The following is an 18,672-nucleotide window of genomic DNA, read 5'->3' on the forward strand; positions in this document are numbered from 1 at the left end:
ATTCGTATTCGTTTGTTTTAATTAATTGACTTTCACATTCCCGGTAATCATAAGGGTCGTTGTTGTTGCCTTAGGATCATTGGTGGTAATTCTCACCGTTTTTGTTTGCCGACCACTTTTTCCTCTTGAATTAAATTCAGCTGCAATCAGGGTTGTTTCGCCTGGAGCTAAAATGGTTTTAGCCGGTTTAATAGCCGTGCAACCACACGACGCTTTCACTTTGCGAATAATCAACTCTGTTTTACCGGTATTTTTTACTTCAAACTGGTGTTTCACCACATCACCTTGCTTGATTTCTCCAAAGTTCCAATTCTTCTCTGTAATGCTAGTAACAGGTGCATTCTTAAGCTTCTCCTCATCCCACGATGCAAAATCTTCCTGTATAGAAGCACTAACAGTTACACGATTTGAATAATTTCTCACATCATCAAAAATGATGAAAATATTATCAGTCACAAACCCCCAGTCATTTTTTACCTTGGCGTCGTATGTTGCTGTAATTACAGCTGGTTTGCCAGGCTGAATAACTTCAGGAACGCTTTTTATCTTGATGTGTGGCGGTACATTAAGAAAGCCCAATTTTATTGGCTGCTCCGATGTGCTAATTATTTTGATGCTCTCTTCTTTTACCTGTTCCGGCGTCATACTGGTAAAGGCCAAATGCGATGTCTCTAAACGGATTTTATCCATATTACGAGGATAAATATCTTCCATAGTCATTTCGCGAGGCAGTACTTTACCGTTGATTCGTAAAATCACCGTTGCATTTTGAGCATTGGAACTAACTGTAATGGTTTTGTTAAAATTACCAGGGCGGTTACGAGGATCGAATGTTACTTTCACCATTCCTGAACCTCCCGGAGGAATAGGTGCTTTCGTCCATTGTGGTGTTGTACAACCACATGAAGCCTTTACATTGTGCAACACCAAGGGCTGACCACCAGTGTTTTTAAATTGGAATTGAAACTGCCTGACACCTCCATCTTCTTTTACTTCTCCAAAGTTGTGAATGGTTTTATCAAATGCAACATTTGGTTTTGCGTGTTGGGCGCTTACATAACCAACTAATAAACTAGCAAAGAGTGTAAATATGAAAAACTTCTTCATCGTTAAGTTAAGTTTTTAAGTACTAAATCTAAGTTTCTTTTTGAACTCATCTAATTACGCAATACTAATGTTGAGTGTTACAGTATTGCAGCAACAAAACACAAATCTATAAATAAATTATAATCTATTGGGGTCGTTCAGCTATTTTAACACGCCATTAATACTTTCTGTTTAAGTATCTCTTCTTTTCATAAATACGATAAATTGAACTTTATCGACTTTTATTTTTATATGGTTTCGATAATCTTTTTATAGCTTATGAAAATTAAAAAACTATTTTTGTTTCATTCATTTTATCTTATAACAAGAATACAATTGTCTGTTTCTATTATGAATAAATCCTATCTGCTCCTATTATTTGTTTTATGCGTAACAGGCTGTAAACAGCCAATCGAAAAAGACGTTCAGTCAATACACATTATCCCGCAACCTAATCAATTAAGTGTTCACGAAGGCCAATTTGAGCTTAATCATACTACGAAAATTGTTTACAAAGGACTTGATAAAACGGTACTTAACACCATTTCTTACTTCCAGTCTTTAATAAAAGAAAGCACTGATATCGAACTGCAAATTATAGATAGCCAACCACCTACCAACTTTATCAGTTTTGCCATCAACAACGAGCAAAATAATAATCCTGAGGCATATGCGTTAGAGGTTTCCGCTAACGAAATAGCAATTACCGCTTCCTCTGCGCAAGGATTATTTTATGCCATACAGTCCCTGAGACAATTATTACCAAATAAAACTGAAAAGAATAATCATTGGATTATTCCAGCACTCTACATTAAAGACTATCCTCGTTTTAACTATCGTGGTTTAAATCTGGATGTTGCTCGTCATTTCTTTTCTATTGAAGATATCAAGAAACAAATAGATATTTTAGCTCTCTATAAAATCAATGTGTTTCACTGGCATTTAACCGATGATCAGGGGTGGCGCATTGAAATCAAGAAGTATCCAAAACTTACGAAGATTGGCTCCAGGCGCAGTAAAACTGTGGTTGGTCACGCCGCTAATATCCCTCTCAAATACAACAATGAAGTTTATGAAGGCTATTATTCTCAAGAAGACATTAAAGAGGTAGTTAAATATGCCCAGGAGCGCCATATCACTATCATTCCGGAAATAGAAATGCCCGGTCATGCATTGGCCGCCTTGGCCTCATACCCAGAGTTGGGTTGCACGGGAGGCCCATATGAGGTGGCTACTCGCTGGGGTGGTTTTGACGATGTTATTTGTCCGGGTAAAGAATCAAGTTATGTCATTTTAAAGGATATATTAACTGAAGTAGCGCAGCTTTTTCCTGGACAATACATTCATATTGGCGGTGATGAATGTACAAAAATAAGATGGCGAAATTGCAAACATTGTCAACAGCGCATCAGCGATTATGAACTGGCCGATGAGAACGAGTTAGAACTATTTTTTATAAAACGAATACAAAAAATAGTGGAAAGTCTGGGCAAAAGTATGGTTGGTTGGGATGAAATCATGACCGATAAATCACTATCCAATGCCACCATTGTTGTATGGCAAGATGATGCTGAAATAAAGGACGCGATTAAAAACAACAATAAAATTGTACAATCGCCTAATAGCTATTTATATTTCGACCATTACCAGTGCGAGCCACAAAATCATCCTTTAGCCATTGGTGGCTACACGCCTCTTAAAGATGTTTATTGTTACGAACCGGTGTCTGACAACCTAACAGAAGAGGAATCGAAGTCTGTTATTGGTATTCAAGCCAATTGTTGGACAGAGTACATAAGCGATAGCAAAAAAGTGGACTACATGCTATATCCTCGTTTATGTGCATTTTCAGAAATCAGTTGGATACAAAAAAGCAATAAGGACTGGGCATTTTTTATGCAAAAGTTAGATACACACCAAGAGCGTTTATCAGTGCTTGGAGTTAATTATTTCTATGAAGTACCAAAGCCTATTGTGGAGAATGAGCAGCTTAACTTTACTCATCCTACCACAATGAGTTTCAAGCATATTTCAAACAAATATGAAATAAGGTATACTACTAATGGTTCCGAACCGACTAATTCTTCGAAACTCTTCACGCACAATATAGCCGTAAAAAAGTCGGGAACTATCAAGGCCATAACTATTAATAAAGAAACTGGTGATAAAAGTAAAACGGCTATCATTACTTTAAATCAACTCTCGTTTCAGAAACCGCTTAAAAAATCGCTTGATAAACTCCCTGGCTTGCGTTACTCATTACATAAGGGGCGTTTCAAGACTGTTAAAGAAATACAGAACATTAGTAAGAATGAATCAGGCATTGCGAGACAACTGTTTTTGCCCGATTCTGCACACAATGAAGGATATGGACTTATCTACAATGGTTATTTTCATGCAAATGATAAAGGCATCTATGAGTTCAGCCTTAACTCTGACGACGGTAGTGCTTTGTATATCAATAATAAATTGGTGGTTAACAATGATGGAATCCACGGTAAGAAAGTGGAAAAAGGAGCCATTGCCTTGTCTAAAGGTATGTATGATGCTAAAATTTATTACTTTCAAACAACAGGTTACCAGTATTTTAATTTGAATGTTATCTCTCCGGATGGGACTGAAACCAGACTAATCCCATCAGCGTTTTTTTATGATTAGATTCCAAATCTCAATTGCATTGAAGGCAAGTGTTTTGATTCTGTACAATCGTGTTATCTTTGTAACGAAGATTTAAAATATTAACACTTTATGGTAAATTTTCATCTGAATTAAAACACCATTATGAAAGCGCGAATCAAAGAACTCACTAAGCAATACCTAAGCCAGATAATTGAAATAAGAAGACATATTCATCAAAACCCTGAATTATCATTTGAAGAGCATCAAACATCAGCATACATTCAGGAACAGCTTGATAAAATGAGTATTCCTTATAAGGCAGGTTTTGTTAAAACAGGTATTATAGCCTATTTAAAAGGTAAAAATCCTGATAAACGAACCATTGCTTTACGTGCTGACATGGATGCTTTACCAATACAGGAATCAGGTAGTTTGGAATTCACGTCTCGTAACGAAGGAGTCATGCATGCTTGTGGCCATGATGCACATAGTGCTGCCCTGTTAGGCGCAGCAATGGTATTAAATGAGTTGAAAAATGAATGGGAAGGAACCATTCTACTACTTTTTCAACCGGCAGAAGAAGTATTTCCCGGTGGCGCTAAGTTAATGATGGAAGAAGGTTGCTTTGATGATCATGAACCAGAAATTATTATTGGCCAGCATGTATTACCAAATATGAAAAGTGGACATGTGGGCTTTAAAAGTGGCATGTATATGGCATCAGGCGATGAAGTTTATATTACTGTTAAAGGTAAAGGTGGACATGCAGCTATGCCCCATGCTTTAACTGATAATGTATTGATTGCTTCGCATATTATTGTTGCATTGCAGCAGATAGTAAGCCGCATTGTACCTGCCCAAATTCCTACTGTGCTTTCGTTCGGTAAAGTCATAGCTAACGGAGCAACGAACATCATCCCCGAAACAGTTGAGATTGCAGGCACTTTACGTACCATGGACGAAGAATGGAGAGCTATCATTAAAGAAAAAATAAAAGCTATTGCAAAAGGCACAGCGCAATCAATGGGGGCCGATGTGGACATTGATATTAAAGATGGCTATCCCATGGTGTACAATAATGAAGTAGTTACCGAAAAAGCGATTAGCTTCTCACAAAAGTTCATGGGAAATGAGGCGACAGAATTAATGCAAACCAGAATGACTGCTGAGGACTTTGGTTATTATTCACAAAAGTATCCTTGTACTTTTTATCGTTTCGGAGTGGAACAACAAAATGGCGAAACAGGCAGTTTACATACCCCACAGTTTAACTTAAATGAGGATTCGTTAGAAACAGCGGCTGGCTTAATGGCATATCTGGGCTATAAATTTATGCGCGAAGATTAATTAGAAACCGTCTAAACACCAGTAAAACCAGCTAATGCACAGGTGTTTGAATAATAAAAGACCTTAAAGCCTTATTTATAACCTTTCAAAATAAACTACTTTCGAAAGGAAATCTTTTTTTTAATTAAAAAAGCAGATAATTTTGCTTGTGTAATAATAACCAATAAAGACAAAAAAATGGCTTACGTAATTAATGAAGACTGCATCGCTTGCGGTACTTGTGTTGACGAATGTCCAGTAGAAGCTATCTCAGAAGGAGATATTTATAAAATTGATGCTGAAGCTTGTACTGATTGTGGTACTTGCGCTGATGTTTGCCCTACTGAGGCAATTCACCCAGCATAAGCTTTTACAAGCAAAAATAAAAAAGCCCCGTTAGGGGCTTTTTTAGTATATATAAGTCTAAGTATTATCCTAATCGCGAGATACGCTGCAAGGTTTCTGAGTCAAGAATCTTTATAACACGCCCATTTACTGCCAAAACCTTTTCATTCACAAATGAGCTTAACGTTCGAATAGCATTGGAAGTAGTCATATTAGAGAAATTAGCCAAGTCTTCACGAGATAAATACACGGCTAAGGTTTGTTTATCTTCTTCAAATCCATAAATATCTCTTAACACACATAAACTTTCAGCTAAACGGCCTCTAATGTGCTTTTGCGTTAACGTGACCGTTCGGTATCGTGCAAATCCCAATTCGCTGGCAAACGACTTAATGAAGGCCATTGATAAGGCAGGATTAGTCTTCATCAGATTATAAATAACTTTTTTGGGCACATGAAAGATAGTACAAGGCTCTATTACCTCTGAACTGGCAATGTGCATTTCTTCGGCAAACAGAGCCCGGTAACCGATAAAATCAGGAGCCGATGCCATACGCACAATCTGCTCGCGCCGACTTACTCCTTCTTTAAAGATCTTTACTTTACCTTTCCCCAAGCATAACAATCCGGTTGGCTTCTCGCCCTCCTGATAAATGATGTCATTCTTTTTGTAATATACCGTTGAATGATTTTCTAACAGGTACTGCTTTTCCTCTTCTGTAAGAATATTATACAGCTTTGGGATATCTTTTATTGTGGGATCTACAGGGGTATTATTTTTCTTAACAGGCATTACAAGGGTGTTATAAAACTATGTTGTATAACATACAAATTTATGATTATGCGCTTAAAATTCAAGCAAAAAAGCGGGAAAATACATCAGTATTTTGCAACTAAAGGCATTCGACGCCCAATACCAAATGCTTTACCAGAAATCCTTAAGGTTGGCGGTGTCTGAAAACGCTTGTACTCATTCATATTTACCAGACGCACAGCTTTCTTAACTGTTTCTTCCTCAAATCCATCCTTTATGATTTCTTCTGGCGATTGATTTTTTTCGATATAACGGAACAGCACCGCATCCAGCACATCGTAATCTGGTAGCGAATCTGAGTCTTTCTGATCAGGTCTTAATTCAGCTGATGGAGGCTTTACAATGGTATTTTCCGGAATAATTTCCTTATCGCGATTAATATAACGGGCCAATTTAAACACATCGGTTTTATACACATCACCCAACACTGATAAACCACCGTTCATGTCACCGTATAAGGTACCATAACCTACAGCGGCCTCACTTTTATTAGAGGTATTCAAAAGAATATGTCCGAATTTATTCGATAATGCCATCAGTAAAGTGCCCCGAATACGCGCCTGAATATTTTCTTCGGTAACATCAGCCTCTTTGCCTTCAAAAATAGGGCTCATCAGGTAGTTATAACTATTGAAAATTTCCTTTATTGGCACAATATTATATTGAATATCTAAATTCTCGGCTAAATCAACCGCATCCTTTATGGAGTGGTCGGACGAATATTGCGATGGTAATAATAACACCCGCACATTTTCTTTTCCCAAAGCTTCAGCCGCAATAGCAACTGTTACAGCTGAATCAATTCCACCTGATAAACCAAGCGTTGCTTTTGAAAATCCCATTTTCTGAAAGTAATCACGCACACCGGCCACCAAGGCATCATTTATCAATTGTATTGGCTTTGCTGTTTTTGGCGGTGTACTTGAAGCAGAGTCAATGGCATCAAGCTCAACACTTAAACTATCTTCGTTAAAAGCACAGGCCTGATGTGTTACATCTCCCCTGCTGTTAACAACCATGCTGTTCCCATCAAAGATAAGTTCAGTGTTAGCGCCCACCTGGTTAACGTACAAGAATGGAATTTTATACTGGCGAGCTTTATTGCGGACAATATCGCGACGGATATCAACTTGTGTGTATGAAAACGGTGATGCGGCAATGTTAATCGCAAAATCGGGCTTTTGCTGCATCAATTTATCCATAGGAGATAAAGTATACAGTTTATCTCGTGCAAAAGCGTTTGCCACCGGTTGATCGTCCCAGATATCTTCGCATATAGTTAAGGCTATCTTTTTATCCTTAATCTTTACTAATTCAAATAAGATGTTTGGCTGAAAATAACGGTATTCGTCAAACACATCGTAATTAGGCAAAAGCGTTTTGCGCACAATTTGTTTTACCTTTCCATCTTCCAACACATAAGCCGTATTAAACAGGTTCTTACCTTGCGGCTCAGGATTTATCTCAGGTCCACCAACTATGGCAGAAATACCAACACAAGATTTGGCAATTAAATCAATTGTATCAATGCAACTCTGGATAAACTCCTTTCGCTCCAAAAGATCATAGGGTGGATAACCACATACTGATAATTCAGAAAAAACAACCAAATCGGCTGCTTCACTTTTAGCTGCTTCAATACTTTTAATCATCTTATCAGCATTGGCCTCAAAGTTGCCAATGTGATAGTTTAATTGCGCTAATACAATCTTCATTACTACTTGTTACTTGTTAAATATTAATGATTCCTAGAAGATAATACCAAACTGAAATGTAAAACGGTTGAGGCTGGCTTTTCCATCAATGTCATTATCTGTAACATCCATAAAGCCACCACTATATATTAATCCTAACATTAAATAGGTGTCGCTACCTAATGAATACTCCATTCCTCCACCTAATTGGTAACCCATATCAAAAAAGTTGACTTCACTGCCTATCGAATTACCATCTCCATCATTGGTTTTGATGTTGTATTGTGTATACAAACCAAATTGTCCGTAATAACGTGAACGATGAAATTCATTGGTGATTAGCTTCAGAGCCAATGGTACTTCAATATATTTTAACCGAAATGTAGCGGCATTCTCTCCTTCTAAATACGAAGGAATTTCATCGCTATATTTTAGTTTACCACCGGTTGTATTAATAGTTAAACCCGTAGAAAAGGCATAATTTGTATCGAAAAAACGATCCATTACCACACCAAAATTATAGCCAAACAAATTACCATTGCTATCAACCGAATTATCATCGGAATTTAACCACGATATTTGCGGACTTAAAACGAAAGATAAACGGGTTCTTTTATTTTCCTGGGCATTAATTGTTGTTACCAAAAATAATCCTAGCAATAAAAGGAGGGTTGATTGTCTCATTATAATTCAATTTAGGTTGAAAAATCACTACAAACATAGTTAAAACATGGATTTCATCCACTTTTTTTTGTCTCTAACTGCATATTTTCGAAGCTTTCGTATTTTTACCTATTATTTGAAATTATAACCATGAAGCAAATATTATTTTTTCTCACTGTAATCAGCCTGGCATTAACAGCCTGCAAGCCCAAAGGTCCCAATGTTAGTCATGTTGATGTATCGATTGAGCCTCAGTTGTTTTTCATTGACTTATTTGAGATGGATGAAAACAATTTAGATAATGAGATAAAAAACTTACACCAAAAATATGGCACCTATTTGGCTGCCTACAGTCAGCAAATTATTAAAATCGGAAGCCCGTCAAACCCTGAATACAAAAATTTTATTGCCAGCTTTTTGAATTACGAAGACAACAGAGATGTTTACAAAGCCTGTAATGAGCAATATTCGGACACCAAAAAGTTGGCTAAAGAGTTAACTGAGGCCTTTAAGCATTATAAATATTATTTTCCTGAAGCAGAAATTCCACGAGTCTATTTTCACACCTCCTATTTCAACCAATCCATCGCGATGGACTCGGGTTGGGTTTCTGTTAGCGTCGAAAAATACCTTGGTGCCGATTGTGAGTTTTACGAATGGCTAGCTATACCGCAATATTTACGACGTAAAATGTCTCCGGAAAAACTTGTACCTGATGTAATGAAAGCAATGGCTGTTGGTAATTTCTCACTTGAAACAAAAAACGAAGATGTTGTAAGTAAGATGATTTCGCAAGGCAAGGTGCAATACTTTATCAAACAAATGATTCCTGATATAAAAGATACATTATTATTTGATTATTCTGATTCGCAAATGAAATGGTGCAACAGGCATGAAGCAGATATTTGGGCCAGCATGGTTGAACAAAAGCATTTGTACAATACAGAGCGTATGGTCATTCAAAAATATGTAGGTGACAGTCCGTTTACTTATTATTTCGGACAGGAATCTCCAGGAAAAGCCGCTGTATTTCTGGGTTACAGAATTATTGAAGCTTACATGGAAAATAACCCGAACACATCGCTTAGAGACTTATTAAATAATAAGGACGCTCATTTAATTTTACGCGAGTCCAGATATCGCCCTTAAACCAGTTTGTATGAGAATTAGCATTGTACAATTTTCGCCACAACTTAATAAGCTACAAACTAATTTGGATGCTATTAATCACTTAATCGGTGATACTGATAGCGCACTTTATATCCTGCCTGAATTAGCTAATTCGGGGTACAATTTTAAAGATAAGCAAGATGCATTTGATAATTCAGAAGCAATTGATAAGAGCATCTTTTTAGAGCATTTAATTGCGATTGCCAAAAATAAAAAGACACATATTGTCAGTGGCTTTTGTGAACGTGATGGCGATAAACTGTATAATTCATCAGTATTGATTAATTCAGAAGGAGTCATTGGCTTGTATCGAAAGCTCCATTTGTTTCTCAATGAAAAAAATATTTTTGAACCGGGCAATAAAGGGCTGCCGGTTTTTGATACACCTATCGGCAAAATAGGTATGCTAATCTGCTTCGACTGGATGTTTCCGGAAGCATGGCGCCAACTTGCCTTAAAAGGCGCTCAATTAATAGCACATCCATCTAACTTAGTATTGCCCTATTGCCAAAGCGTCACACCGTCCTATGCCTTGGTTAATCGTTGCTTTATAGCCACATCTAATCGAATTGGAACAGAAGGTAATTTAACTTTTACCGGTCAGTCTGTTTTAGCTGACATCAATGGAGACATCATTATTAGAGGCAGTAACGATGAAAGTCAGCTATTATCCGCCGAAATTGATTTAAGTTTGGCCAATTCAAAATCCATTACGGCACGAAATAATGTATTCAGCGACCGAAGAAGTGATGTTTACGGTGATTTAAAAACAGGCATTAATGATTGAGCAAAAGAAAGAACTCAGAAGACAAATAAAGCAATTTAAAAGGCAATTCACACCCGAAGAACGAAGCAGACAAGCGGATGTAATCCATCAGAAACTGGAGGAATCAACCGTTTTTAAGGCTTCCAAAGCCATTTTAATGTATTGGTCACTACCCGATGAAGTACCAACAGAAGCATTGGCTAACAAGTGGTTTAAGAATAAAAAAATATATCTGCCTGTCATCAATGGCGATGATCTAAAAATCGTTCAATACACAGGAGAAGATTCTTTGGTTGCAGGCGATAAATATGGCATTCCTGAGCCTAACGGGCCTGAGGTAGAAGATGAACAAAGTATTGAACTGGTTATTGTTCCTGGTGTTGCTTTTGATGCTAATAATAATCGCATGGGACGAGGAGCTGGCTATTACGATCGTATTTTAAAACGTATACCTACAGCTACAAAAATTGCCCTCGCTTTTGATTTCCAAATGGTAGACCTTGTACCCGTAGAAGCGCACGATATTAAGATGGATACGGTTATCAATCCGTTATAAAATAAAAGATGTCATCTTTGTAACTTATCGCTAACAAAGATGACATCTTTTTTATTTGGTTCTATAATTTACTTCGCTATTCCAAACAAATCGTAATCTTCTGAATCGGTAATTTCCACGTTGTAAAAATCACCTACATTCAGCTCCTTATTCTCATCTTTATGCAAGAGAACTTCCTGATCCACTTCAGGTGAGTCATACTCTGTGCGACCTACAAAATAATCACCCTCTTCCCTATCGATAATCACTTTTAAGTTTCTACCAACCTTCCCGGCATTTATTTCTTTAGCTATTCCATTCTGAATTTCCATAATACGGTCTGCACGCTCCTGTTTCACTTCATCAGGTATATCATCCTGATATTTCTTATGTGCATAGGTATCATCCTCGTGAGAATATGGAAAAACGCCCAATCGCTCAAAACGGATGTCTTTGACAAACTGCTCCATCTCAGCAAAATCCTGTTCGGTTTCACCTGGATGCCCGGTGATAAATGTGGTGCGCAAGTGAATATTGGGCACTTGCTTACGCATTTCTTCCATTAACCGGTAGGTTTGACTCTTACTAACCCTACGGCGCATAATGCCCAACATATTATCACTAATGTGCTGAAGCGCAATATCGAGGTAATTGCAAACCTTCGGATTATCGTTCATCACCTTAAGCACGTCCATCGGAAAACCAGCAGGATAAGCATAATGTAGGCGAATCCACTCTATACCATCAATACCGGCCAATTTTTCTGATAGTTCGGCCAGTTTATAGTCTTTGTATAAGTCGTAGCCATAGAACGACAAATCCTGTGCTATTACCTGTAACTCCTTCACACCTGTATCACGTAAACGCTTGGCTTCATCCAATAAATCGTCCATGGGGCGACTCACATGCTTACCGGTAATAATAGGAATAGCACAATAACTGCAGGTGCGATTACAGCCCTCAGATATCTTTAAATAAGCATAATGCCCAGGTGTTGTTAAAGAGCGCTCATTCATCAAATCACGACGATAGGTGGCGCCTATTTCTCCAACAATATCTTTCCAGTCAAATTTACCATAGAATTTATCAACCTCGGGCAACTCTTTCTTCAATTGTCCCGGATAGCGCTCCGATAAGCAACCCATTACATACAGTTGCTTGATATCGCCACGTTTCTTAGCCTCAGCAAACTCCAGTATGGTGTCTATCGATTCTTCTTTTGCATCAGCAATAAAACCACAAGTATTTATAATTGCGACTTCACCTTCTGGTGTTTCTGCATCGTGTGCTACTTCAATCCCATTGGCTTTAAACTGACGAATCAAAAACTCGCTATCTACCAGGTTTTTAGAGCAACCAAGGGTTACAACATCTACTTTCTTTCCTTTTGGCACAGACATCTTTATACAGTTTATCAGTTTAGAGTATACAGTTGAAAGACATCAACTCTACTCTTAAAAGGATGCCATCTTTATTAGCGTGTAGCATATAAAGATGGCATCCCATAGTATTTTAATATAATAAGTTAAAAGCATGAAAAATGTTCATGCTACACTTCAATAATCTATCTAAATAATGAATCAACAAACTCGTCGCGGTTGAATACCTGCAAGTCATCAATTCCTTCACCAATACCAATGTATTTTACCGGGATGCTAAATTGGTCAGAAACACCAATGACCACACCACCTTTAGCCGTTCCATCCAGCTTAGTAATGGCCAAAGCTGATACTTCGGTTGCTTTGGTAAATTGCTTGGCTTGCTCAAAGGCATTTTGCCCGGTTGAACCATCCAGTACCAATAGCACTTCATTGGGTGCATCAGGAACAATCTTTTGCATTACTCGCTTCACTTTGGTCAACTCATTCATTAGGTTGACTTTATTGTGAAGTCGACCAGCTGTATCGATTATCACTACATCGGCACCTTGGTTTTTAGCCGACTCTAAAGTATCAAAGGCGACAGAAGCCGGATCAGAACCCATGCTTTGCTTAACGATTGGCACATCTACGCGATCGGCCCACACCACTAGCTGATCAATAGCAGCAGCACGAAACGTATCAGCAGCTCCTAAAACAACTTTCTTACCAGCTTGCTTAAACTTGTTGGCCAGCTTACCAATGGTTGTTGTTTTGCCAACCCCATTCACACCAACCACCATAATCACATAGGGATACTCACTTTTGGGCAGTTCGAACTGACTGACGTCACCTGATTTATTCTCAGCTAAGAGTTCAGCAATTTCTTCGCGAAGGATATCATTCAACTCAGAGGTGCTTAAAAACTTATCTTTAGCAACGCGTTCTTCAATGCGTTCAATGATTTTAAGCGTCGTGTCCACACCTACGTCCGAAGTAATCAATATTTCTTCCAAATCATCAAGCACATCGTCGTCAACTGTCGTTTTTCCAACAACAGCACGTGTCAACTTTTTAAATACGCTCTCTTTCGTTTTGGCCAGTCCTTTATCCAGACTTTCTTTCTTGGCTTTGTTAAAGCTCCCGAATAAACCCATGAATATTAATTTTTTGAGGGCTTAAAGATATAAAAAAGATGTTAGACACAAGATAAAAGAGATAGGTATCAAGACTGATTTTAAGTAGAATTTCATCAGTCTTGTTTCTTTTGTCTTTAATCTATCATCTCAAACATAATTCAACAAAAAAGCTTCCCTGAAAACAAGGAAGCTTTTGTGCTATAAGTTGTATTTCAAAAATTACTTCTTGAAATATTCTTTTGCCATTTCATTTGGTACAATCTCTTCACGGAATGTATAAGCTCCGGTTTTTTCAGACTTTACCATTTTGATCACTTTAGTGTGACCTTTACCTTCACCTTTTTGCAAGGATGCTACTGCTTTCTTTGCCATGGTTAATCAGTTTTATTTGATTTCGCGGTGTAAAGTAACACGCTTCAAAATCGGATTATACTTTTTCAACTCCATGCGGTCAGGAGTATTTTTTCTGTTCTTTACGGTAATATATCGGCTAGTTCCTGGCTGTCCGCTTTCTTTGTGCTCAGTGCACTCCAAAATAACCTGAACGCGATTACCTTTTGCTTTCTTTGCCATTTCTACTCCTTATTAAAAGTTAGCAATAAATCCTTTTTCTTTCGCCTGCTTAAGGGCTGCTAACAAACCAACTTTGTTGATCATACGCAAACCAGCTGCAGATACTCTAATGCTTACCCAACGATCTTCTTCAGGTAAGTAGAACTTCTTTTTGAAAAGATTAATATCGAATCTTCTCTTGGTTCTTCTTTTTGAGTGAGAAACATTATTTCCCACCATGAATGATTTACCAGTTATTTGACATACTCTTGACATCGCTCAACAGTTTTTTTCGGATACATTTTTCAAACAGAGCGCAAAATAAGGCATTTTTATCGGATAATACAAATATTGAAACTTATAATTCAATAGTTTTTTCATTTTTTCTTTACATCCGATCTAACCTTTGCATTCTGATTGCAAAATTATGACTTTTTTTTCTCTTTATTTAATTCCTGAAGTAGCATAATTAATCCCGCCTCAGATGAACGTTGAATGTTTCTTGTCCGGATTTTACCAAAATTAAAACACTGGCTATGTACACCAAAATCACCGGCTATTGCAATCCAAACTGTACCAACCGGCTTTTCATCCGTTCCGCCATCAGGACCTGCAATGCCTGAGGTGGCGATTGCATAATCCGTCTTCATCAATTGCCTTACCCCTTCAGCCATTTGTTCAACCACCTCCTGACTCACTGCTCCATTTTCTTCCAAAGATTCTGTTCGAACATGCAACACACTTTCTTTAATGGCATTATCATAGGCAATAACGCCTCCTCTAAAATAAGCTGAACTGCCTGGAATACTCGTCAACAGATGCCCGATATTACCCCCCGTACAACTCTCTGCCGTCGCAAGGGTTTGATTTCTATCTTTTAATACTTCTCCCAATAGCTGTTGTACAGGGAAATCTTCCTCTCCGAAAATATTATCTCCAACCAACGCATATAAATCCTTAACCAGGGAAGAAATATCTGCTTGAGCCTGAGCTTTGTTGCCCATTTTAGCCGTTAAGCGCAGGCGAATCTTACCTGGACTAGGCAAATAAGCCAGTGAAATGTAATCAGGAATCCGATCCTCCCACTCTTCTAATTGTTCTGCTAAAACAGCTTCAGGAATATTAAAAACCTGAATGGTTTTGTGGATTATATGGCCGGTGTTATAACGTTTCTTCAATCGAGGGATAATTTCATTACTCATGGCTGTTTTCATCTCAACAGGCACGCCAGGCATCGACACAATCACCTTTCCTTTTTCATCGAACCACATAACGGGAGCCGTTCCCACAGGATTCGTAATCACTTCACAACATTCCGGCACATAAGCCTGGCTCTCATTTTGTTTATTAATGCCTTTTACGCGACCTTTCAACAGAGTCGTCATGGTATCATAAGCCTGCTGGTTAAACACCAGTTTCGAATTGAATATTTCGGCCAATGTTTCTTTTGTAATATCGTCTTTGGTGGGACCTAATCCGCCAGTCAATAGCACAATATCAACGCGCAACATGGCCTCGTGTATAGCATTGATAATGGCCTGGCGCGTATCCTGAATTGAAGTAATACGTACCACATCAAAACCGGCGTCGTTCAGCTGCTGCCCCATCCATGCTGAGTTGGTATCAATCACCTGACCAATTAATAATTCGTTACCGATGGTTATAATTTCTACATCCATTTCTTTTAAAATTGAAGAGTTGAAAAGTTGAGGAGTTGATATTTTTAAATGTCAAAAACCAATTAGTTTCACTAACTATTCACAATTAACCATTGATAATTAACCATTACAACAAACTTATTATTTTTCTTTTATGGCTCTTATACGCTGCAATAAGGGTGGATGTGAATAATGAAAAAACACATACAACGAATGCGGCGTTAAATTACTTAAGGCATTTGATGAAATTGTTTTTAAACCACTGATTAAAGCTTCTTCCAAGCCGAAACCATTGGCATAAGCATCGGCGGCATATTCATTTTTCCGCGATAAAATCGTCATAAAGATACCGGCAATAAATGATACTGGTGAATACAAAATGCCAAAAGCTAATAGACCAATATGAAAATTAGGTTCGTTTACGCCTAAAGCCTGTGATAACAATGGTGACCCCACCACCAAACCAAATACAAACAAAATGATGCCCATTTGGATAACACCAGTTATTGTTCCCCATAAAGTATGTTTAAGCTTATAATGGCCAATTTCATGGGCTAAGACCGCCACTATTTCTTCTGCCTTCAAATCTTTAATTAAAGTATCATATAGAACAATGCGCTTACGGCTTCCTAAACCGCTAAAAAACGCATTGGCTTTGGTGCTTCGTTTCGAGCCATCCATTACAAATACGTTATCTAACTTAAAACCTGCTTTTACCGAAAACGATTCGATGGCATCGCGCAACTCGCCCTCTTCCAGGGGTGTTTGCTTATTAAACAACGGCAATATAAGTGAGGTGTAAAACATCGTCATAAAAATGGTAAAACCACTGATAACCATCCAGGCGTATAACCAGAAAAGGTTGCCGGCAATACTGTATAACCAAATCACCAATGCCATTAGTGGTCCTCCAATCACAACAGAAAGAAGCACTGATTTAAGCATATCCAGTATAAATATTTTGGGTGTTGTTTTATTAAAGCCAAAGCGTTCTTCAATAACAAATGTTCCATAAATACTAAATGGCAAACTAATAATTGACGAACCAGCACCAATAACCGCAAAAAACAGAAGCGATTGTACTGTTACATTTGAGCTTATCTCCGTCACCCAATTATTTATCAAAGCGAAACCACCTAAAAATAACATAGCCATCATCACGCTAAAACTCACTATTTCACTAAGCAGGCCAAAACTGTAATTGGCTTTCTTATAATCCTGTTGCTTGCGGTACTTATCTTCATCGTAAACACCTTCCAGTTCTTCAGGGATTTTCGTATTAACGGTTTTGTGATTTAGATAGTCGAGCCATTGGTCGAATAAAAACTGCCACGCAACAATGGCTATAATAATGTAAAAGATATGTTCTGCGTTCATTTAATAATATTTTGAAGCACAAAAGTATAAAAAGCTTACACAGATTAAGAAGATGAGCACAGAAAACAATTGCATAAACCATTCACACCTCTGCGAAAATATGTGCTATCAGCGGGAAATATTATTGCTTAATCCAAGTATCAACAGCATATTTAAAAGCTTCCGCTATTTTCTTTTTAAACTCTGTATCACCTGCATATTTCTGGTTCATCTCAAACTCAATGCCCAGGTATTTCTCTCCTTCCAAATCTCTGAAATGCCGCACAAAACCATCAGGTTTTCCCCTGAATGGATAGTTAAATCGCACACGACATTCTGGCAGAATTTTATTTAATTCAGCTTTCCAAAGCCTGGCAAATTGTTTTTCTTCTACTCGTTCGGGGTTATATAATATACCGAAATCTGTTTGCCTGACTTCCCCATTTAATTCAGGTGTAAATGAATGAACGGACAGATGCAATACAGTCTTATCTTGTTGCCAAAGTTTCTCCACTTCAGCTTCAAAAGGTCGTCGAAAGGTATAGTAGTAGTCATCAAGTAGTTGTTTTTTCTCCGTTTTCGACAGGCACTTAGTAAATTCCGAAAATAAGGTTCGCCGATAGAGCGAACGATTAACATCTACCAACAAACGACTGGACGTAGCACTTTGTTTATGTGTAATATAGTCCGAATTAATCAAATCAAACAACTCTTTAGATCCCAGGTCATAACCACGATGTGTTTGAAGCACTTTAGTCGCGTTTTGAAATAACTTTTGATATTGAAAAGGTATATCATTACCGGCATGCTCACACGATAGTACTACCACCTTTTTGTTATTCATCATTTACTTTTTCAATTGCTTAATTAATAATTCCCGGTTAATTATTTTCACACTTTTGCCTTTAGCTTCGATAATGTGTTCGTTGTGTAAATCACGCAGTGCCCTTCCTAACGACGGTCGGGTAACGCCAAACAAATTTGCTAATTCTTCCTGACTTTTTGGCAATACTATTTCTCCCTCAACTGACCCGGAAAGTTGCAGTAAATAATGTGCAATTTTCCCCCGAATGGTCTGAAAAGATAAGAAGCGGATTTTATCGGTTAAAAACTGTGTTTTACTCGATATCATATTCATAAAGTTATTAAGAAATGCAGAACTTGACTGCATCAATGCAATAACTGATTTTTTGGGCAAATGAAACATCTCGACATGATTATTGGCGACAATATTAACCGGACAAGTATTGTTCTCACCAAACAGGAAAGCAACAGCCACAGGCTTGGGCGGCTCAATATCTTCAATTTTAATGGCTTTACCTGAATAATCAACCATTTCGCCTTTCACACTTCCGCACAACATAATCATTAACGAGCGGCATTCTTCACCACTTTGAGCAATCATATGCCCTTTCTCATATTTTTTTATCTGATAAGGTATCTTCTCAAGCAATTGACATATTTCCTTATACTCTATACCTTTAAATAAAGGACACTTTACTAATGCTTCCATGAATTCAGTAATTTTGTACCAAATTATAAATTAATTTCGATTTTGTAACATTTGTTACAGCCTTCCCTCTTCCATCAC

General features: G+C 37.7%; 19 protein-coding genes. 6 read left to right on the forward strand and 13 right to left on the reverse strand.

Translation table 11 applies throughout. The annotated features are described in order from the left end of the window. Window positions 1-21: 21 nt before the first annotated feature. Window positions 22-1,107 carry a DUF1573 domain-containing protein gene (locus tag J1N10_RS16040; protein WP_262327749.1) on the reverse strand — a complete coding sequence of 362 codons (1,086 nt, stop codon included), beginning with the start codon at window positions 1,105-1,107 and terminating at the stop codon, window positions 22-24. 330 nt (window positions 1,108-1,437) lie between these two features. On the opposite strand from J1N10_RS16040, the gene J1N10_RS16045 reads away from it, so the two are divergent. The 3 genes from J1N10_RS16045 to J1N10_RS16055 all read left to right on the forward strand — a co-directional run bounded on the left by J1N10_RS16045 (window position 1,438) and on the right by J1N10_RS16055 (window position 5,397). After that, window positions 1,438-3,744, forward strand: coding sequence for a family 20 glycosylhydrolase (locus tag J1N10_RS16045; RefSeq protein ID WP_262327750.1), 2,307 nt, complete (start codon window positions 1,438-1,440; stop codon window positions 3,742-3,744). Window positions 3,745-3,867: 123 nt separating this feature from the next. After that, on the forward strand, window positions 3,868-5,052 hold the full coding sequence (locus J1N10_RS16050) for a M20 metallopeptidase family protein (protein ID WP_262327751.1): 1,185 nt from the start codon (window positions 3,868-3,870) through the stop codon (window positions 5,050-5,052). 177 nt (window positions 5,053-5,229) lie between these two features. After that, window positions 5,230-5,397, forward strand: coding sequence for a DUF362 domain-containing protein (locus J1N10_RS16055; protein ID WP_212191099.1), 168 nt, complete (start codon window positions 5,230-5,232; stop codon window positions 5,395-5,397). Window positions 5,398-5,461: 64 nt separating this feature from the next. On the opposite strand, the gene J1N10_RS16060 is transcribed toward J1N10_RS16055, so the two are convergent. The 3 genes from J1N10_RS16060 to J1N10_RS16070 form a co-directional block, all read right to left on the reverse strand. Beyond that, window positions 5,462-6,169, reverse strand: coding sequence for a Crp/Fnr family transcriptional regulator (locus J1N10_RS16060; RefSeq protein ID WP_262327752.1), 708 nt, complete (start codon window positions 6,167-6,169; stop codon window positions 5,462-5,464). Between the two features lie 86 nt (window positions 6,170-6,255). Next, on the reverse strand, window positions 6,256-7,905 hold the full coding sequence (locus tag J1N10_RS16065) for an NAD+ synthase (protein ID WP_262327753.1): 1,650 nt from the start codon (window positions 7,903-7,905) through the stop codon (window positions 6,256-6,258). Window positions 7,906-7,938: 33 nt separating this feature from the next. Continuing rightward, window positions 7,939-8,568: a porin family protein gene (locus J1N10_RS16070; RefSeq protein WP_262327754.1), complete on the reverse strand. Its 630-nt coding sequence runs from the start codon at window positions 8,566-8,568 to the stop codon at window positions 7,939-7,941. A gap of 129 nt (window positions 8,569-8,697) precedes the next feature. On the opposite strand from J1N10_RS16070, the gene gldB reads away from it, so the two are divergent. The 3 genes from gldB to J1N10_RS16085 are packed head-to-tail and all read left to right on the forward strand — an operon-like array spanning window position 8,698 to window position 11,039. After that, on the forward strand, window positions 8,698-9,696 hold the full coding sequence (gene gldB / locus J1N10_RS16075; protein ID WP_262327755.1) for a gliding motility lipoprotein GldB: 999 nt from the start codon (window positions 8,698-8,700) through the stop codon (window positions 9,694-9,696). Window positions 9,697-9,706: 10 nt separating this feature from the next. Beyond that, window positions 9,707-10,504 (forward strand): nitrilase-related carbon-nitrogen hydrolase, encoded by a 798-nt coding sequence (locus J1N10_RS16080; RefSeq protein ID WP_262327756.1) that lies wholly within the window; start codon window positions 9,707-9,709, stop codon window positions 10,502-10,504. Further along, window positions 10,497-11,039, forward strand: a complete 543-nt coding sequence (locus J1N10_RS16085; protein WP_262327757.1) for a 5-formyltetrahydrofolate cyclo-ligase — start codon at window positions 10,497-10,499, stop codon at window positions 11,037-11,039. The genes J1N10_RS16080 and J1N10_RS16085 overlap by 8 nt, the downstream gene beginning before the upstream one ends. Before the next feature lie 68 nt (window positions 11,040-11,107). Here the strand turns inward: J1N10_RS16085 and rimO are convergent, their stop codons facing one another. The 9 genes from rimO to J1N10_RS16130 form a co-directional block, all read right to left on the reverse strand. Beyond that, window positions 11,108-12,418: a 30S ribosomal protein S12 methylthiotransferase RimO gene (gene rimO / locus J1N10_RS16090; protein ID WP_262327758.1), complete on the reverse strand. Its 1,311-nt coding sequence runs from the start codon at window positions 12,416-12,418 to the stop codon at window positions 11,108-11,110. Between the two features lie 164 nt (window positions 12,419-12,582). Further along, a complete protein-coding gene (gene ftsY, locus J1N10_RS16095; protein WP_262327759.1) occupies window positions 12,583-13,533 on the reverse strand; it encodes a signal recognition particle-docking protein FtsY in 951 nt (316 codons plus the stop codon). 201 nt (window positions 13,534-13,734) lie between these two features. Next, complete coding sequence (locus tag J1N10_RS16100; RefSeq protein WP_200465063.1) at window positions 13,735-13,887, reverse strand: DUF4295 domain-containing protein; 153 nt, start codon at window positions 13,885-13,887, stop codon at window positions 13,735-13,737. 12 nt (window positions 13,888-13,899) lie between these two features. Next, a complete protein-coding gene (gene rpmG / locus J1N10_RS16105) occupies window positions 13,900-14,088 on the reverse strand; it encodes a 50S ribosomal protein L33 (RefSeq protein ID WP_200465062.1) in 189 nt (62 codons plus the stop codon). Window positions 14,089-14,100: 12 nt separating this feature from the next. Then, a complete protein-coding gene (gene rpmB, locus J1N10_RS16110; RefSeq protein ID WP_262327760.1) occupies window positions 14,101-14,343 on the reverse strand; it encodes a 50S ribosomal protein L28 in 243 nt (80 codons plus the stop codon). A gap of 149 nt (window positions 14,344-14,492) precedes the next feature. Then, window positions 14,493-15,746, reverse strand: a complete 1,254-nt coding sequence (locus J1N10_RS16115) for a competence/damage-inducible protein A (RefSeq protein ID WP_262327761.1) — start codon at window positions 15,744-15,746, stop codon at window positions 14,493-14,495. Window positions 15,747-15,866: 120 nt separating this feature from the next. Continuing rightward, complete coding sequence (locus tag J1N10_RS16120; RefSeq protein WP_262327762.1) at window positions 15,867-17,102, reverse strand: M48 family metallopeptidase; 1,236 nt, start codon at window positions 17,100-17,102, stop codon at window positions 15,867-15,869. 121 nt (window positions 17,103-17,223) lie between these two features. After that, the gene (locus J1N10_RS16125; RefSeq protein ID WP_262327763.1) at window positions 17,224-17,928 is read right to left on the reverse strand and encodes an N-formylglutamate amidohydrolase; all 705 of its coding nucleotides are present in this window, start codon (window positions 17,926-17,928) and stop codon (window positions 17,224-17,226) included. Then, window positions 17,929-18,594: a Crp/Fnr family transcriptional regulator gene (locus J1N10_RS16130; protein ID WP_262327764.1), complete on the reverse strand. Its 666-nt coding sequence runs from the start codon at window positions 18,592-18,594 to the stop codon at window positions 17,929-17,931. Window positions 18,595-18,672 lie beyond the last annotated feature (78 nt).

It is taken from the genome of Carboxylicivirga litoralis (assembly GCF_025499605.1).
Taxonomy (GTDB): Bacteria; Bacteroidota; Bacteroidia; order Bacteroidales; family Marinilabiliaceae; genus Carboxylicivirga; species Carboxylicivirga litoralis.

Bases quoted from the DNA above. Each gene is read 5' to 3' on its own strand.
- J1N10_RS16040 (WP_262327749.1), bottom strand. From the start codon at position 1,107: ATGAAGAAGTTTTTCATATTTACACTCTTTGCTAGTTTATTAGTTGGT.
- J1N10_RS16045 (WP_262327750.1), top strand. From the start codon at position 1,438: ATGAATAAATCCTATCTGCTCCTATTATTTGTTTTATGCGTAACAGGC.
- J1N10_RS16050 (WP_262327751.1), top strand. From the start codon at position 3,868: ATGAAAGCGCGAATCAAAGAACTCACTAAGCAATACCTAAGCCAGATA.
- J1N10_RS16055 (WP_212191099.1), top strand. From the start codon at position 5,230: ATGGCTTACGTAATTAATGAAGACTGCATCGCTTGCGGTACTTGTGTT.
- J1N10_RS16060 (WP_262327752.1), bottom strand. From the start codon at position 6,169: ATGCCTGTTAAGAAAAATAATACCCCTGTAGATCCCACAATAAAAGAT.
- J1N10_RS16065 (WP_262327753.1), bottom strand. From the start codon at position 7,905: ATGAAGATTGTATTAGCGCAATTAAACTATCACATTGGCAACTTTGAG.
- J1N10_RS16070 (WP_262327754.1), bottom strand. From the start codon at position 8,568: ATGAGACAATCAACCCTCCTTTTATTGCTAGGATTATTTTTGGTAACA.
- gldB (WP_262327755.1), top strand. From the start codon at position 8,698: ATGAAGCAAATATTATTTTTTCTCACTGTAATCAGCCTGGCATTAACA.
- J1N10_RS16080 (WP_262327756.1), top strand. From the start codon at position 9,707: ATGAGAATTAGCATTGTACAATTTTCGCCACAACTTAATAAGCTACAA.
- J1N10_RS16085 (WP_262327757.1), top strand. From the start codon at position 10,497: ATGATTGAGCAAAAGAAAGAACTCAGAAGACAAATAAAGCAATTTAAA.
- rimO (WP_262327758.1), bottom strand. From the start codon at position 12,418: ATGTCTGTGCCAAAAGGAAAGAAAGTAGATGTTGTAACCCTTGGTTGC.
- ftsY (WP_262327759.1), bottom strand. From the start codon at position 13,533: ATGGGTTTATTCGGGAGCTTTAACAAAGCCAAGAAAGAAAGTCTGGAT.
- J1N10_RS16100 (WP_200465063.1), bottom strand. From the start codon at position 13,887: ATGGCAAAGAAAGCAGTAGCATCCTTGCAAAAAGGTGAAGGTAAAGGT.
- rpmG (WP_200465062.1), bottom strand. From the start codon at position 14,088: ATGGCAAAGAAAGCAAAAGGTAATCGCGTTCAGGTTATTTTGGAGTGC.
- rpmB (WP_262327760.1), bottom strand. From the start codon at position 14,343: ATGTCAAGAGTATGTCAAATAACTGGTAAATCATTCATGGTGGGAAAT.
- J1N10_RS16115 (WP_262327761.1), bottom strand. From the start codon at position 15,746: ATGGATGTAGAAATTATAACCATCGGTAACGAATTATTAATTGGTCAG.
- J1N10_RS16120 (WP_262327762.1), bottom strand. From the start codon at position 17,102: ATGAACGCAGAACATATCTTTTACATTATTATAGCCATTGTTGCGTGG.
- J1N10_RS16125 (WP_262327763.1), bottom strand. From the start codon at position 17,928: ATGATGAATAACAAAAAGGTGGTAGTACTATCGTGTGAGCATGCCGGT.
- J1N10_RS16130 (WP_262327764.1), bottom strand. From the start codon at position 18,594: ATGGAAGCATTAGTAAAGTGTCCTTTATTTAAAGGTATAGAGTATAAG.